The organism is Pseudomonas monsensis (assembly GCF_014268495.2).
GTDB classification, from domain to species: domain Bacteria; phylum Pseudomonadota; class Gammaproteobacteria; order Pseudomonadales; family Pseudomonadaceae; genus Aquipseudomonas; species Aquipseudomonas monsensis.
Genome location: NZ_CP077087.1, coordinates 2,989,381 through 3,005,883 on the forward strand (window position 1 = coordinate 2,989,381; position 16,503 = coordinate 3,005,883).

General features: G+C 60.3%; 13 protein-coding genes. 11 read left to right on the forward strand and 2 right to left on the reverse strand.

Annotation, left to right across the window (positions count from 1 at the left end; translation table 11 throughout):
• Positions 1–6: 6 nt before the first annotated feature.
• Positions 7–1,221 carry an MFS transporter gene (locus HV782_RS13110; RefSeq protein ID WP_186748741.1) on the forward strand — a complete coding sequence of 405 codons (1,215 nt, stop codon included), beginning with the start codon at positions 7–9 and terminating at the stop codon, positions 1,219–1,221.
• A gap of 364 nt (positions 1,222–1,585) precedes the next feature.
• Here HV782_RS13110 and HV782_RS13115 read toward each other — a convergent pair.
• Both HV782_RS13115 and gspI read right to left on the reverse strand, forming a co-directional pair.
• A protein-coding gene (locus HV782_RS13115; protein WP_225931025.1) for an IS3 family transposase occupies positions 1,586–2,727 on the reverse strand; the annotation gives its coding sequence in 2 pieces (ribosomal slippage) (positions 1,586–2,466 and positions 2,466–2,727; 1,143 coding nt in all).
• Between the two features lie 275 nt (positions 2,728–3,002).
• Positions 3,003–3,389 carry a type II secretion system minor pseudopilin GspI gene (gspI, locus tag HV782_RS13120; protein ID WP_186748732.1) on the reverse strand — a complete coding sequence of 129 codons (387 nt, stop codon included), beginning with the start codon at positions 3,387–3,389 and terminating at the stop codon, positions 3,003–3,005.
• Positions 3,390–3,536: 147 nt separating this feature from the next.
• Between gspI and gspG the strand changes: the two genes are divergently transcribed.
• The 10 genes from gspG to HV782_RS28760 all read left to right on the forward strand — a co-directional run bounded on the left by gspG (position 3,537) and on the right by HV782_RS28760 (position 16,339).
• A complete protein-coding gene (gene gspG, locus HV782_RS13125; RefSeq protein WP_038368790.1) occupies positions 3,537–3,995 on the forward strand; it encodes a type II secretion system major pseudopilin GspG in 459 nt (152 codons plus the stop codon).
• A gap of 8 nt (positions 3,996–4,003) precedes the next feature.
• The gene (gene gspK / locus HV782_RS13130) at positions 4,004–4,963 is read left to right on the forward strand and encodes a type II secretion system minor pseudopilin GspK (RefSeq protein ID WP_186748731.1); all 960 of its coding nucleotides are present in this window, start codon (positions 4,004–4,006) and stop codon (positions 4,961–4,963) included.
• Complete coding sequence (gspL, locus tag HV782_RS13135; RefSeq protein WP_186748730.1) at positions 4,960–6,135, forward strand: type II secretion system protein GspL; 1,176 nt, start codon at positions 4,960–4,962, stop codon at positions 6,133–6,135. Before gspK ends, gspL begins: the two co-directional genes overlap by 4 nt.
• Positions 6,128–6,676, forward strand: a complete 549-nt coding sequence (gspM, locus tag HV782_RS13140; RefSeq protein WP_123468110.1) for a type II secretion system protein GspM — start codon at positions 6,128–6,130, stop codon at positions 6,674–6,676. The genes gspL and gspM overlap by 8 nt, the downstream gene beginning before the upstream one ends.
• The gene (gene gspD / locus HV782_RS13145) at positions 6,673–9,060 is read left to right on the forward strand and encodes a type II secretion system secretin GspD (RefSeq protein WP_123468112.1); all 2,388 of its coding nucleotides are present in this window, start codon (positions 6,673–6,675) and stop codon (positions 9,058–9,060) included. The genes gspM and gspD overlap by 4 nt, the downstream gene beginning before the upstream one ends.
• A gap of 915 nt (positions 9,061–9,975) precedes the next feature.
• Positions 9,976–11,382: a type II secretion system ATPase GspE gene (gspE, locus tag HV782_RS13150; RefSeq protein WP_123468114.1), complete on the forward strand. Its 1,407-nt coding sequence runs from the start codon at positions 9,976–9,978 to the stop codon at positions 11,380–11,382.
• The gene (gene gspF / locus HV782_RS13155; RefSeq protein WP_123468116.1) at positions 11,382–12,593 is read left to right on the forward strand and encodes a type II secretion system inner membrane protein GspF; all 1,212 of its coding nucleotides are present in this window, start codon (positions 11,382–11,384) and stop codon (positions 12,591–12,593) included. Before gspE ends, gspF begins: the two co-directional genes overlap by 1 nt.
• A gap of 498 nt (positions 12,594–13,091) precedes the next feature.
• Positions 13,092–14,201, forward strand: a complete 1,110-nt coding sequence (locus HV782_RS13160; RefSeq protein WP_123468118.1) for a substrate-binding domain-containing protein — start codon at positions 13,092–13,094, stop codon at positions 14,199–14,201.
• Positions 14,202–14,687: 486 nt separating this feature from the next.
• Positions 14,688–16,109 (forward strand): group II intron reverse transcriptase/maturase, encoded by a 1,422-nt coding sequence (ltrA, locus tag HV782_RS13165; protein ID WP_186748782.1) that lies wholly within the window; start codon positions 14,688–14,690, stop codon positions 16,107–16,109.
• Between the two features lie 104 nt (positions 16,110–16,213).
• A complete protein-coding gene (locus HV782_RS28760) occupies positions 16,214–16,339 on the forward strand; it encodes a hypothetical protein (RefSeq protein WP_256591461.1) in 126 nt (41 codons plus the stop codon).
• The last annotated feature ends 164 nt before the right edge of the window (positions 16,340–16,503 follow it).

Genomic DNA, 16,503 nt, shown 5'->3' on the forward strand with positions numbered 1-16,503 from the left:
AATACGGTGAACGTTAAGCTCAAATCGCCTTCGAAGGCCTCTGCACTTTTCTTGCTGTCGGTCATGGTTGTACTCGGCGTGTTCCCGCTCGATGTATTACTTCCGTCTTATCCGGCGTTGGCGGATGCGTTCGGGATGCAAGTCAATGAGGTCACATTCTTTGTGGCGACCTTTGCGGTCGGGTTCTCCCTCTCTCAAATCGTGGTAGGGCCGCTGTCCGACAAATATGGTCGACCTGTAATGCTCAAGCTTGGGTTGGTGGTGTCGCTGCTGGGGATTACGGGTTGCCTGCTCTCCAGCACTCAAGTGCAGTTTGCCTTGGCGCGAGTGGTGCAGGGGGTAGGGTGCGGATGCTTTGTGCTGGCTCAAGCGATTGTTCAGGATGTTTTCACGGCTGAAGATCGACAGCGGATTCGTATTTACATGCTGTCGTTAAGCGGACTGTGTATTTCGTTCTCGCCGTTGTTTGGGACCTATTTGCAGTACACCCTGAATTGGCAAGGGAGTTTCTACGTGTTTGCTGGCCTGGCGGTGATCTTGTTGGGGCAAACGTTGTGGTTTTTCCCCAAATTGCAGGATCAGTCGCTGACGTCGCAATCGCAAAAGCTGGAAATATTGAAGCGTTATGCGGATATCTTCAGCTTTAAACCTTTCGTGTATTCGTGGATGACATCGGCAATGGCGTTTTCTTGCCATTTTGGCTTCATTGCGATTTCTCCAATCATCTTCCTCGAAACGCTGCGGGTGTCCTCGTTGACTTATTCATGGGTGCTTCTGGCCTATGGAGGCGCCTATGTGGTGGGCGGGTTATTGGCCACGCGGTTATCCAAAACACTGACGATCGACACGCAAATCAAGCTGGGCTTGGCGATCTCGGGGCTGTCCGGTCTGATTATGGTGGGGTTGATTCAGTTCCAGCTCTCCATCGCCACGGTGGCCATACCGATGATCATCTGCACCGTAGGCACCACGCTGGTCAGACCCGCTGCGGCGTCCAGGGCCATGGAGATGTTCAGCGAAAAGGCGGGGGCCTCGTCGGCGGCGGGCGGCACTCTGATGTTTGTCACGGCTGGGGTCGTCAGCGTGCTGCTCGCCGTCGCACCCTTTCCTCCGCAGGAGAGCCTGGCCGCCTTCATCTTGATCGCAACGGTACTCGGCTATGGCTTCAACAAATGGGGAGTGGCTGAGGGGGCGGCGCTTGAGAGCGTCCCGGCCAAGTGAGCGTTAGGCTGGCGGGGCTGGGTTGCGGGGGGAGGGTGAGCCTTCTTGCCAGGTCCTTCGAGTAAGTTTGTTGCCGCTTATGGTAGTGCGTGTGGAAAATCAGGGTCGGCATTGTCATGGCAATGATGGCTGCTGGCCGGTCTCGGTGTCTGGATTGATTCTTCTGGGATGAAGGGCAAAAGCTACCCTCACCCCAGCCCTCTCCCGGAGGGAGAGGGGGCTGACCGAGTTGTCTTGCGGGGTGCATCGACCTGGAAGATCTTGGTGGTTAAGGGTTTGGTGATTCTGGGACTTCGCGAGTGGAAGCGGCCCTCACTGATCTGGTCAAACGATCCTGGACACAGTTATAGGGTTTTATCCCTTTTCATGCCGCCAGGGCTTCCATGTCTACCGGAGTTCGGTAGCCGTTGTGACTGTGTAGCCTGATCCGATTGTAATAGTGGGTCAGGTAGCGCAGCACATCGCTACTGGCTTCATCTTCGTTTCGATAACCGACCTTGGGTATCCATTCAGATTTCAAACTGCCAAAGAAACGTTCCATCGGAGCGTTATCCCAGCAGTTTCCTCGTCGACTCATGCTTTGTTTTATTCGCATCTCCGACAGCGTTTCTCGGAACATTTTGCTGCTGTAATGACAACCCTGATCCGAATGGAACATCAAGTTTTCAGGGCGTCCTCGCGACTCGAAAGCCATCCTCAACGCTTTACAGGTCAGAGCCGAATCGGGACTTCTGGATATCGCCCAACCGACGACGCGTCGGGCATGCAGGTCTAGTACCGCAGCCAGATAAACCCAGTAAGTACCGGCCCAAATGTAAGTCACATCGCCACACCACACTTGATTGGGCGCCTCAACGTTGAATTTACGCTCCAAATGATTGGGGGCGTATTGAGCCTCTGCGCCGCTAGGTTTGTAACGATGTCTGCGTCGTTGCTGGCTCTTCAATCCGATCTCGAGCATCAGGCTACGAGCCATGTAACGACCTACCGACTCCTTTTCGTTACACAACGCCTTTGACAGGCTGCGCGCGCCCATTGAACCGCGACTTTGCTTATGTAATTCAGCAGCCTTGATCTTGAGGCGCTCGCGCTCGGCATCCACTTTTGTCCGCTGTTTCAGACGCTCGTAATAACTGCTGCGGTTGATACCAAACACGCCACACAACTCGGATCTTGGATATTGCTCGCTTAATTCCTCGACCAGCCTTACTGATCGAGGGAATCCGACATCAAGAGAGCCGTAGCCTTTTTTAAGATTTCCTTCTCTCGCTCAATCCGTCGGATTTTTGCTTCCAGTTCTTGGATGCGTTGTTGGTCAGGAGTCATGGCCTTGGACTTCTCAGGCGTCTTACCGTTGCGCTCAGCTCGCAACTGCTCAACCCAGCGACGCAGTGCTGTAGGTCCGACGCCCATTGCTTCGCAGGCTTCACTCACCGAATAGTCTTTATCCAAAACCAGGCAAGCCGCATCCCGTTTGAAATCTGTCGAAAAATATCGTCTAGTCAAATGCCACCTCTTCGCTGGGCGTAGATTACCGCCCTTTAAGGGTGTCCAGAATCATTAAGCCAGATCACACCCCAACCCTCTCCCGGAGGGAGAGGGGGCCGACTGAGTTGTCTTGCGGGGTTCATCGACCTGGAAGACCTTAGCGATTATGGCTTCAGGGAAGAACCTTCGATTCGGCTTTGTGAGCTTGGCAATTGTGGATTCAATGAAAGGCTTTCAAGTCGGTGTAGCTCTCGAATATCCCCGAATCGGTTCCCTCTCCCTCTGGGAGAGGGCTAGGGTGAGGGGCTTTCCGTTCGGGACAACAAGGTCTCCAGCCTGGCCAACGGCGGTGCATCCTGGTTGCGGTCGAATACCTGGATGCCAATTTTGAGCAACCGCCCATTTTCGGCTGCGCTGATCAATTGCTCACACCGCAACAACAACCGTCCCTGATCGCAATCAACAGCCTTCATTCCCACCGGCAATCGCCCCTCCAACCGCAACTCCGCCATCCGACTCTGCGCCGCAATCAGCGCCACCGACCGATCCCTTAAAACCCCGCTGCTCTGCGTCATCAATCCCGCCACGCGCACAGCCGCCGACATCGCCACGGCAATAATCGCCAGCGCCACCAGCACTTCAATCAGGGTGAAACCCGCTTCTCGCGAACGCGCACGCATACATGGCCCAAAGCCAAAACACAGCCCTCGACGCTAACCCGCGTGCTTGACGGCTTGACGACGAAAACTCCCGAGGATTTTCAACATCCCTGACATATCTTCTTGCAACACTGCGCGTCGAATCGAATCAAGCCAGGGAATGTCGAGATGGATATCGCACCTTTCAAATCGCTTCAGCAACCGATGCGCACGCCGCGTGGTCAGCAGGGTTTTACCCTGATCGAGATCATGGTAGTGGTGGTGATTCTGGGGATTCTCGCGGCGATGGTGGTGCCCAAGGTGCTCGATCGTCCCGATCAGGCGCGGGCCACGGCGGCGAAGCAGGACATTGGCGGGTTGATGCAGGCCCTGAAGCTGTATCGCCTCGACCATGGCACTTACCCGAGCATGAACCAGGGGCTGAAGGTGTTGGTGGAGCGGCCGGCGGATGCGAAGAACAGCAATTGGCGTTCGTACCTGGAACGCCTGCCGAACGATCCGTGGGGGCGGCCTTATCAGTACCTCAACCCCGGTGCCAATGGCGAGATCGACATCTTTTCCCTCGGCGCCGACGGTCAGCCTGACGGCGACGGCGTGAACGCCGACATCGGTTCGTGGCAGCTGTAAGGCCGGCCATGGACAGCCGTTCGCCGAACCGGGCGAAGCAACAAGGGATGGCGATTATCAGCGCGTTGCTGATCGCGGCCGTGGTGGCGGTGATTGCGGCGGGCATGCTGACCCGCCAAAGCGTTTCGACCCGTGCGCTGGAAGCGGACCAGCAGCGGGTGCAGGGCCGCTGGGTGGTGCAGGGCGGTCTGGAGATCAGCCGTCAGCGGTTGTGGGAGGCGCGCCAGCGTGATCCGCTGACCCGCCTCGATCAGCCGTGGGCACAGCGCCTCAGCGCCTCAGGTTTTGAAGGCCGGCTGGAAGACGAGCAGGGCAAGTTCAACCTGCGCAATCTGGTGGCCAATGAGCGTGTGGATGAGGCACAGGTCGAGGCGTTCGCGCGCCTGTGCGAGTTGATTGGTGTCAGCGCCGGGTTGAGCCAGCGCATCAGTCAGCGGGTGATTGCCTCTTACCCGCGACTGTTGAATCCGCAGATCGCCGCGACCACCAAAACCGGCTTCGACAGTGGCCGGTTAACGTCGCCCAACGCTTCGCGAAAACCCGAAAATCCAAAGCTGCCGATGCTGCGCAGCATCGAGGATCTGCGCGGTGTCGATGGCATCAATGACGCGCTGATCAGCAAACTCGCGCCGTACCTGACGGTGATTCCAGTGACGACTTGGGTCAACGGCAACACCGCTACCGCGCCAGTGCTGGCCGCGAATGTGCCGGGGTTGTCGCTGGAGCGGGCGCAGGCGTTGATCAATGAACGTGACGCCGGGCGCTGGTTCATCAATCGCGGTGATTTCGTCAACCGTTTGCGCATGCCGCAACTGGAGATCAGCAGCGTCAAGGTCGGCATCACCAGTGACTGGTTTCGCCTGCGCGGCGAGGCGCGGCGTGATCAGCGCCGGGTCAGCCTCGAAGCGTTATTGCATCGCTCGCAGGATCGCCTGCCGCAGGTGATCTGGTCGCGGGTGGGCGTATGAGTCAGCTACGGATTGCCCTGGCGCCGTTGGCCGAACTTGAGCTGGACAGTCCGCTGTGCTGCGCGTGGCTGGATCGTCAGGGGCAGGTCAGTCGTGAGGAGTGCCTCAGCCTGAACCAGTTGAGCCAGTCGCCGAAACAGCCGCCGCTGGTGTGTTTTCTGCACCCCGCGGACAGTCTGCTGGCGAGCATCGACGTGCCGCCGCTGCCTGCGAACAAGACGGCGGCCGCGGTGCAATGCGCCGCGCAGGCGTTGATGCTCGGTGACGGCAACGCGATGCACATCGCTCACAGTCCCCGTGATGAAGCCGGGCAGGTGCAGATCGCCTGGGCGCCCCGCGAACGCTTGCTGCGCCTCGGGCAACTGCTCAAGCACAGCGGCCTTAACCTGCGCGGCGTGTACCCGGCGGCTTACAGTTTGCCGGTGTTGCCGGGCACGGTGGCCTGTCGCCTGGACGGTCATCTGTTGCTGCGCGACAGCGTGCAAACAGCGCGGGTGCAGCCGTTGTTCGATGAAGACCCGGGCGACGGGTTGCTGGCGTCCGGCAGTGCCTTGCACTGGATTGGCGACGGTGCACCGCCCAACGCTGAACTGCCGATGGCCGAGGCCCAGCGCTGGACCGGGCCGTTGCCGGGCTGGGGCCTGCACGGCGCCGTGCAACAACAGAACACCGAGCATCGCGGCTGGGGCCGGGCATTGGCTTTGTTGGCATTGGCCGTGACGGTGTGGGTGGTCGGTTTGAACCTGTATGCCGCCCGCGAAGCCAGTCAGGGCCAGCAGTTGAAGGCGCACATGAATCAGCGGGTGAAACAGGCCTTCCCCGAGTTGCCGGTGATCCTCAATCCGTTGCAACAGGCCCGTCAGCAATGGGCGGCGCGGCAGAAGGGCGCGGCGGACGATCCGGCGCAAACCTTCAATCGGCTGGTGCTGCAGGCCGGCAGCGGTATGCCGTTCATGGCTGGCAGTGTCGAGCAACTGACGTTCGCCGAGGGCGCGTTGCAATTGCGCCTGCTCAGCGATGCGCGGCGCTCCGGTACCGACAAAGACTGGCAAAGCACACTCGCTCAGGCCGGCATCAGCGTCACCGCCGAGGATGACGGCTGGACGCTGCGCCCGGCAGGAGAATCCCCTTCAAGTAGCACCGACGACGACAGCGGAGCAGAAGATGAATAAGGCCTCGCTCGCGGAGTACCGCGCCCGCTGGCAGCGCTTCAACAGTCAGGTGCAGGCGCGCTGGCAGCCGTTGGCGCTGCGGGAGAAACGCATGGTCGGCGGCATGGCTCTGGCGCTGGTCGGCCTGTTGATCTGGGTGGCGTTGATTCAGCCACCGCTGAAGAAAATCACCTATTGGCAAGCCGAGACGCCAAAGCTGCGCGCGCAGACCGAAGCGCTGGAGGTGTTGCTGCGCGAAGTCAGCGTGCGCCCGGCCGGGCAAGGCGTGGCCCAGGCGCTGGAGCAGACGCTGCAGGCCAGCGGTCTGGCCGGGCATTACCAATTACAGGCGGCGGACGCCGGTGCGTGGCAGTTGATCTTCGACGCCGCCCCGGCCGATGCGGTGCTCGACTGGTTGCTGAGCACGCCGTCACAACTTTCTTTGCAGGTGGTCGAGGCCCGTTTGCAACGGGCAGACAACGCTTCGACCGATGTTACCGCCGGCACTTTGTCTGGCACCGTTCGCATGGATCAGGCGCTTGGCGCTAAGGAAGCTTCATGAAGGGGTCAGGATCCAAACCGGCACGCTTGGCTTTGCCGATGCTGCTGATGGCATTGAGCGCGTGCAGCAACACCACCACGCCACAAAACCAGCCGCCGTTGCTGGTCGACAGCGAACTCGGTCGGCCGCTGGCCAACACCCAGCGCAGCGGCGACGCGGTGCTGGACCGCGAGCGCGCACAGGCGCAGGCGCGACCTGCGCCGAAGCAATTGCACAACATCACCAAGAGTGCGCGCAGCGGTGCGGCGCCATCGGGTACCACGTTGCCGAGCAATCCGCTGGGTGATCAACCGGTGACGCTGAACTTTGTCGACGCCGATATTCAAGCGGTGGTGCGGGCATTGTCGCGTTCGACCGGTCAGCAGTTTCTCGTCGATCCACGGGTCAAGGGCAACCTGACGCTGGTTTCGGAAGGCCAGGTGCCGGCGCGCCAGGCCTACGACATGCTGCTGGCGGCGCTGCGCATGCAGGGCTTCAGCGTGGTCGATGTCGGCGGTGTCGCGCAGGTGGTGCCGGAGGCTGATGCGAAGCTGCTCGGCGGGCCGATCTACAGCGCCGACAAACCGGCCGGCAACGGCATGCTCACCCGCACGTTCCGCCTGCAATACGAGAACGCGGTGAACCTGATTCCGGTGCTGCGCCCGATTGTGTCGCCGAACAACCCGATCAACGCCTATCCGGGCAACAACACCATCGTCGTCACCGATTACGCCGAGAACCTCACCCGCGTCGCGCAGTTGATTGCCAGCATCGACTCGCCGAGTGCGATCGACACCGATGTGGTGCAGATCCAGAACGGCATCGCCGCTGACATCGCGCCGATGGTCGCTGATTTGCTGGATGCGCCGGGCAACGATCCGACGCAGAAAATCGCGGTGATCGGCGACCCGCGTTCCAACACCATCATCATTCGCGCCGGCAGCCCCGAGCGTACCGAGCTGGCGCGCAACCTGATCTACAAACTCGACAATGCGCAGAGCAATCCGAGCAACCTGCACGTGGTTTATCTGCGCAACGCCCAGGCCGCGAAACTGGCGCAGGCCTTGCGCGGGTTGCTCACCGGCGAAAGCGACAGCGGCACCAGCGACAGTGCGCGGTCGGTGCTCAGCGCGATGGGCGGCACCGGCAGCAATGGCGGCCAGAATGGCCAGAGCGGTGCGCAAACCAGCGGCACCCCATCGACCAGCAGCAACGGCAGCACGGGCAGCACCGGCGGCAGTTACGCCCAGGGCAGCAGTGGCAGCGGCAGCAGTGGCGGCGCGCAAAGCAGTGAACAGAACGTTGCCTTCAGCGCCGGCGGCGTGACCATTCAGGCGGACGCCACCACCAACACCTTGCTGATTTCCGCGCCGGAACCGCTGTACCGCAACCTGCGCGAAGTCATCGACTTGCTCGATCAGCGTCGCGCACAAGTGGTGATCGAAAGCCTGATCGTCGAGGTCGGCGAAGACGATGCCAGTGAATTCGGTGTGCAATGGCAGACCGGCAACCTCGGTGGTAACGGCGTGATCGGCGGGGCCAATCTGGGTGGCTCGGGCATCAACGTCAGCGGCAAGACCAGCATCGACGTACTACCGCAGGGTTTGAACCTGGGCTACGTCAACGGCACCGTCGACATCCCCGGCATCGGCAAGATCCTCGACCTGAAAGTGCTGGCCCGAGCGCTGAAGAGCAAGGGCGGCACCAACGTGCTGTCGACGCCGAACCTGCTGACCCTGGACAACGAAGCGGCGAGCATTTTCGTTGGCCAGACCATTCCGTTTGTCAGTGGCAGTTACGTCACTGGCGGTGGTGGCACCAGCAACAACCCGTTCCAGACCGTGACCCGTGAAGAGGTTGGTTTGAAGCTCAATGTGCGGCCGCAGATTTCCGAGGGCGGTACGGTCAAGCTCGACATTTATCAGGAAGTCAGCAGCATCGACGAACGCGCTTCGGCCAGCGCCAAATCGGCGGGGATTGTCACCAACAAACGGGCGATCGACACCAGCATCTTGCTGGATGACGGCCAGATCATGGTGCTTGGCGGCTTGCTGCAGGACGGCTACAGCCAGAGCAACGACGCGGTGCCGTGGCTGGGCAGTCTGCCGGGGATTGGTGCGCTGTTTCGCAACGAGCGCCGGGCGATCACCAAGACCAACCTGATGGTGTTCCTGCGCCCGTACATCATCCGCGACAGCGAAGCGGGGCGCAGCATCACCCTCAACCGCTACGATTTCATGCGCCGCGCCCAAGGTGGCCTGCAACCGGAACGCAGCTGGGCGATGCCGGACATGCAGGCGCCGCAATTGCCGACAGCAGCGCAAGGCGTGCCGGCAGTGGCGCCCACCTCAGGCCCTCGCGCAACCATCAAAGCCGTACCGATTGACGGGAGCAGACGCTTTTGAAACCAGCTCGCAATGTGCAACTCACCTCTGTGGTGAGGGGATTTATCCCTGTTCGGCTGCGCAGCAGTCGTAAACATTGCGGGCGCGGTATGTCTGGAAAAAACCGATTGCAGGTTTTGGGGTTGCTGCGCAACCCAACGGGGATAAATCCCCTCGCCACAGTGGAATTGGGGGAGTTCAAGAGATGAGTGCACTGCCTTGCACATGGACCAAAGCCGTGCCGATTGACGGGAGCACACGCTTTTGAAACCAGCCCGCAATCTGCAACCCACTCCTGTGGTGAGGGGATTTATCCCCGTTCGGCTGCGCAGCAGTCGTAAACATTGCGGGCGCGGTATGTCTGGCGAAATTCGGTTGCAGGATTTGGGGTTGCTGCGCAACCCAGCGGGGATAAATCCCCTCGCCACAGTGGGTTTGGGGGAGTTCAGGAGATGAGTGCGCTGCCTTGCAAATGGACCAAAGCTGTGCCGATTCATGGGAGCACACGCTTTTGAAACCTGCCCGCAATCTGCAACTCACCCCTGTGGTGAGTGGAGTTGGGGGAGTTCAGGAGATGAGTGCGTTGCCTTGCACATGGATCCAAGCCGTACCGATTGAGGGGAGCAGACGCTTTTGAAACCTGCCCGCAATCTGCATCTCACCCCTGTGGTGAGGGGATTTATCCCCGTTCGGCTGCGTAGCAGGCGTAAACCCGAAACACTCGGTATGTCTGGCGAAATTCGGTTGCAGGTTTTGGGGTTGCTGCGCAACCCAGCGGGGATAAATCCCCTCGCCACAGTGAAATTGTGGGAGTTCAGGAGATGAGTGCGTTGCCTTGCACATGGATCAAAGCGGTGCCGATTGACGGGAGCAGACGCTTTTGAAACCTGCCCGCAATCTGCAACTCGCCACAGTGGATTTGGAGGAGTTCAAGAGATGAGTGCGTTGCCTTACGCCTGGGCCAAGGCGCAGCGGATTTTGTTGTGTGATGGGGTGTTGACGGTGTGCCCGTCGACGCCCGGCTGGTCGATCAGTGAGGCGCGGCGGCAGTTTGGCGCGACCACGATACAGCGCGTGCGCGATGACGAACTCGATGGCTTGCTCGCCAGCGCTTATGCCGATACTGGCAGCGCGGCGGCGGTGGTCGGTGCGGCGGAAAACGAAGTCGATCTCGACCGCCTGATGCAGGACATGCCGGAAATCACTGACCTGCTCGACACTCAGGACGGCGCGCCGGTGATTCGCATGATCAACGCGCTGCTCACCCAGGCCGCGCGCGATGAGGCCAGTGACATCCACATTGAACCGTTCGAAACCCATTCAGTGGTGCGCTACCGGGTCGACGGCACCTTGCGTGATGTGGTTTCGCCGCGCAAGGCGCTGCACGGTGCGCTGGTGTCGCGGATCAAGATCATGGCCCAGCTCGACATCGCTGAAAAACGCCTGCCGCAGGACGGTCGCATTGCGTTGCGCGTGGCCGGGCGGCCAATCGACATTCGCGTCTCCACCGTGCCCACCGGGCATGGCGAAAGGGTGGTGATGCGTCTGCTGGACAAACAGGCCGGACGTCTGCATCTGGAAACCCTGGGCATGGACGCGCAAGTGCTGGCCAAACTCGACCACTTGATCCGCCAGCCCCACGGCATCGTGCTGGTCACCGGCCCCACCGGCAGCGGCAAGACCACCAGCCTCTACGCCGCGCTGGCGCGACTGGATGCCAGCACCAGCAACATCCTCACCGTGGAGGACCCGGTGGAATACGACCTGCCGGGGATCAGCCAGATTCAGGTCAACGCCAAGATCGACATGACCTTCGCCCTGGCACTGCGGGCGATTTTGCGGCAAGACCCGGACATCATCATGATCGGTGAGATCCGCGACTTGGAAACCGCGCAAATCGCGGTGCAAGCCTCGCTGACCGGTCACCTGGTGCTGGCGACCCTGCACACCAACGACGCGGTGTCGGCGGTCAACCGCTTGATCGACATGGGCGTCGAACCGTTTCTGCTGGCCTCGTCGATGCTTGGGGTCTTGGCCCAGCGGCTGGTGCGACGACTGTGCAAAGAATGCAAACAAGAAGACCCGGCGGCGCCGGGGACGTGGCGTCCGGTCGGTTGCCCGGCGTGTAATCACACCGGCTACAGCGGTCGCACCGGCATTCACGAATTGTTCTGCATCGACGACGACATCCGCACCCTGATTCACCAAGGGGCAGGGGAGCAAGCCTTGCGTGCGGCGGCGTCAAAGGCCGGCATGTTCAGCCTGCGTGAGGACGGTGAACGCTGGATTCGCAGCGGCGCCACCGCCCCTGAAGAAATCCTCCGTGTGACTCGGGACGCCTGATGAATCGCTATCGTTTTGAAGCCGCCGACGCCACTGGCAAGATCGAGTCCGGGCATCTGGAAGCGGACAGCCAGGGCGCCGCGTTCAGTGTTTTACGCGGGCGCGGATTGACCGCACTGTCGGTGCACAAGGAAAGCAATGTCGCCCAGCAGGGCGGCGGTGGATTGTTCAGCGCCAGGCTCTCCGACAATGATCTGGCCTGGGCCACGCGGCAATTGGCGAGTCTGTTGGGCGCCAGCCTGCCACTGGAGGCAGCGCTCAGCGCCACGGTGGAGCAGGCCGAAAAAAAACACATCGCCCACACTCTCAGCGCCGTGCGTGCCGACGTGCGCAGCGGCATGCGCCTGGCCGAGTCATTGGCTGCGCGGCCACGGGATTTTCCGGAGATTTACCGTGCGCTGATTGCGGCGGGGGAGGAATCCGGAGATCTGGCGCAGGTCATGGAGCGGCTCGCGGATTACATCGAGGAGCGCAACAACCTGCGCGGCAAGATTCTCACCGCATTCATTTATCCGGGTGTGGTCGGGCTGGTATCGATCGGCATCGTGATTTTCTTGCTCAGCTACGTGGTGCCGCAGGTGGTCAGTGCGTTTTCCCAGGCGCGGCAGGATTTGCCGGGGCTGACCCTGGCGATGCTCAACGCGAGTGATTTCATCCGCAGTTGGGGTTGGCTGTGTGCAGGGATCATGGCCGCAAGCTTCTGGAGCTGGCGCTTGTATCTGCGCAATCCGGCGGCGCGTTTGAGGTGGCATCATCGGGTGCTGAAACTGCCGCTGATCGGGCGTTTCATTCTGGGCCTGAACACCGCACGTTTTGCTTCGACCCTGGCGATTCTCGGCGGCGCCGGGGTGCCGTTGTTGCGCGCACTGGAAGCGGCGCGGCAGACTTTGTCCAACGACCGCTTGAGTCTGAGTGTCAGCGAGGCCACGGCCAAGGTGCGCGAGGGTGTGAACCTCGCGGCGGCGTTGCGGGTGGAGAACGTATTTCCACCGGTGCTGATTCACCTGATCGCCAGCGGCGAGAAGACCGGGTCGTTGCCACCGATGCTTGAGCGTGCGGCGCAGACGCTGTCGCGGGATATCGAGCGGCGGGCGATGGGCATGACCGCATTGCTTGAGCCGCTGATGATTGTGGTGATGGGCGGGGTGGTGCTGGTGATTGTGATGGCGGTGTTGTTGCCGATTATTGAGATCAACCAGTTGGTGCAGTAGGGGTGTGTCTGATGCCTTGGTGGTGGTTGCACTGGCCTCATCGCTGGCAAGCCAGCTCCCACAGGGAACAGTGTTGTTAATGCGATTTGCAGCAAAACACAAAAACCTGTGGGAGCTGGCTTGCCAGCGATGAGGCCCGCCAGGCCAATAAATAGTTCAACGTTTTTGCAAAAGATTCTCCATCACCCGAGCGATGTTTTCCCGATCCTCGGGTTCTCCGTTCTGTCATCTGCAACCACCCGTCAACGCCTCCAGCCCGATTCAGCCAAACCCGCGATCCAGACGCTGCGCAGCATCCGACAAACACCCGAGAAAATCCCTTCAGAAACAGCTCGCAGCTCCCGAGGTTTTTTCCTTTATCTGTCACCGGAAACTGCGAATTTCTCAGTGCGACTTAACCAAGGCCAACGCTAGCGAGGGCCCCGGTGAGTCCTCCCAGTGTCATGCAAGTCACCCGAAAACCTGTGTTCCCAAACCTAGTTGAAAAGGAGATTCTTCATGTTCAAGCGCACTCTGATCGCAGCTTCCCTGACCGTCGCCGCTCTGGCTTCCGCTCAAGCCATGGCCGTTACCGGTGGTGGTGCAACGCTGCCTGCCGCTCTGTACAAAGGCTCTGCCGACAGCATCCTGCCAGCCAACTTCTCCTACGCTGCCATCGGTAGCGGCGGTGGCAAGACTGCTTTCCTGACCAACAACCCGGCTGGTTTCAGCACCACTGGCACTGTGCACTTCGCCGGTAGCGACTCGATCCTCAGCGCTTCGGAACTCAAGACCTACAAAGACACCTACAATGCTTCCTTCGGTCCGCTGATTCAGCTGCCTTCGGTTGCCACTTCGGTTGCCATCCCTTACAAAAAAGCCGGTCAGACTGCTCTGAACCTGACCAGCGCTCAGCTGTGCGAAGTGTTCTCCGGCCAGAAAACCACTTGGGGAGCGCTGCTGGGCACTGCTGACACCACCGCTATCCGCGTGGTTTACCGCAACGTTTCCAGCGGCACTTCGGAAATCCTCACCCGCCACCTGAGCACGATTTGCCCGACTCAGTTCGCGACCAACACCACCTTCACCGCCGCTCGTATCGGTGGCATCGCCTTGCCTTCGAACTGGGTCGGTGTAGCCAACACTTCCGATGTTGCCACTACCGTGAATGCGGTTGACGGCTCCATCGGTTATGTCGGTCCGGACGGTGTTGACGCTACCAGCAACGCTGTTGTTGCCCGCGTGAACGGTGTTCAGCCTACTTCGCTCAACGTGACGCTGGCGCTGTCGTCGGTGACCCCTCCATCGTCTGCTGTCGATGCTGCCGATCCATCCAAGTGGTCGCCAGTGGTCGCTAACCCGACTTCGGGTTACAAACTGGCTGCCTACACCAACTTCATCTTCGGTCAGTGCTACAAGGATGCAGCCGTGGCCGCGGACGTCAAAGCCTTCCTGACCACTCACTACAGCAACCCGGGCAACAACACTGCGACTCAGGCCCACAAGTTTGTCGCCGTGCCTAACGCCTGGAAAACCGCTGTAACCGCCAACTTCATCACCAACACCTCGGGCAACAACCTGGACATCAACAACGCCAGCGTCTGCAACGCTATCGGTCGTCCTTTGTAAGCAGGTTGGTTTAGTCAGCTGTAACGGTGGCAGCCCTCCGGGGCTGCCATTTTTTTTGGGTGCGCCAGGCATGGCGCGTTGCGCGCAAGCGCAACCAGCTTGGCTGTGGTGGCCATGCTGGTGACTTGGAGGTGAAAGTCCTCTACACACCCGGCAAGGGGAAGTGTTAGCCAGAGGCAAGGGTGTCGCGGGCGACCGCGAATCTGAAGGAAGCCCGAGGCAAAATGCTGGCCTGACGAACAGGAAGCGGATAGAGGCGGCGCAGCGGGGTAAGACGGCCCAAATCGTCAAAGCCCAATACTTGCACGGAACGCTGTGACGTAAATCCGACAGGCATAAGCAGGAAGGTCGCGCGAATTACCCTGGGAGATCTGCACGTTTGCCACTGTGCTACCGAGCGTCGAGAGGCGACGGGATGAACGTGCAGAAGTCAGCCGAAGCCGTAGTAAGTGACGAGTAACTCCGTCACCAAGGGCCGAACAGGTTATGCCGTCAGTAGGCGTCAGAGTCTCGTTGAGTACCGAAATGCAGAAATTTCTCCCAGAGAAGACTGTCACTCCGAGTCCCGGACAGAATCCGAGGATGACGGCTGACAGCGCACAGGTATCACCGGCGGCTGTGACGTGGACGAACGCGGAGCCGGACACGCTGATGGGGCGGGTGCTTGCACCCGCCAACCTCAAGCGTGCGTATCAACGCGTAGTCAGCAACAAGGGCGCACCGGGTGCCGATGGCATGACGGTCGACCAATTGGCAGGCTACGTGAAACAGTATTGGCCGATCCTCAAAGCTCGGCTGCTGGCCGGCGAGTATCACCCGCAAAGTGTACGCGCCGTCGACATCCCCAAATCCAAAGGCGGAACACGGCAGTTGGGTATTCCCTGCGTCGTGGATCGCCTGATCCAGCAGGCTTTGCTGCAACAGCTCACGCCGACCTTCGATCCGTTGTTTTCGGACTACAGCTACGGCTTTCGTCCGGGCAGAAGCGCCCATCACGCCATCGAAACAGCCCGTGACCATGTGGCGGCGGGACACCGTTGGTGCGTGGAGCTTGATCTGGAGAAGTTCTTTGATCGGGTCAACCACGATGTGTTGATGGCCCATGTTGCGCGTCAGATCGAAGACAAGCGGGTGCTCAGGCTCATTCGCCGTTACCTCGAGGCCGGCATGATGGCGGGCGGGATCGTCAGCCGACGGCAGGAAGGGACGCCGCAAGGCGGCCCGCTCTCGCCGTTGCTGTCGAACATCTTGCTCAACGAACTCGACCGCGAACTGGAACGACGGGGCCATCGCTTCGTACGCTATGCCGACGATGCGAACATTTATGTGCGCAGTCATCGTGCAGGCGAACGGGTCATGGCCAGTGTTGAGCGCTTCCTGACTCAGGGCCTGAAGCTGACACTGAATCGGGAAAAGAGCCGTGTGGCACGGCCTTGGGCCTGTGATTACTTGGGTTATGGGATGAGCTGGCATCAACAGCCGAAGCTGAGGGTCGCGAGCATAAGCCTGCACCGCCTGCGCGACCGACTCCGGGAACTCTTGCGTCGGATACGGGCCCGCTCAATGAGATATATCGTTGAGCAAATGACTCCCGTGCTGCGTGGTTGGGCTGGCTACTTCAAGCTGAGTCAGAGCAAGCGGCCACTTGAGGAGCTGGATGGCTGGGTGCGTCACAAACTTCGTTGCGTCATATGGCGTCAATGGAAGCGGCCCTCTACGAGGGCGCGCAACCTGATACGTTTGGGCCTCGACGAGGCGCGGGCGTGGAAATCGGCGGTCAATGGCCGAGGCCCATGGTGGAACTCGGGAGCGTCACATATGAATCAGGCGCTACCGAAGAAGCTATGGGATCGACTCGGGCTGGTCTCAATACTGGATACGATAAACCGGCTTAATCGCATAACCTGAACCGCCGTATACGGAACCGTACGTACGGTGGTGTGAGAGGACGGCGGTTGTGAAACCGCCTCCTACTCGATCTCCCCGCGACACAGGCCCATAAATTCATTGCCATGTCTTATGCCTGGAAGAACGCGGTCATCGCCAACTTCGTCACTAACACCACCGGCAACAACCTCGATATCAACAACCCCAGCGTTTGCAACGGCATTGGCCGGCCTCTAAACGACAAATCTTGAAACCCAATGGCGGCCCTTTCTGGGACCGCCATTTTATTCGCCCGGCATTCGGTCCCGCGGATTGCGCGAATACTCCCCCAACATGAAGTTTGTGTGACATCCGTTCGGTCGCGCCCCTCGCCAACTGCCTATGACGTAACAGCAGGTTTTTGCATGCCTGCGGC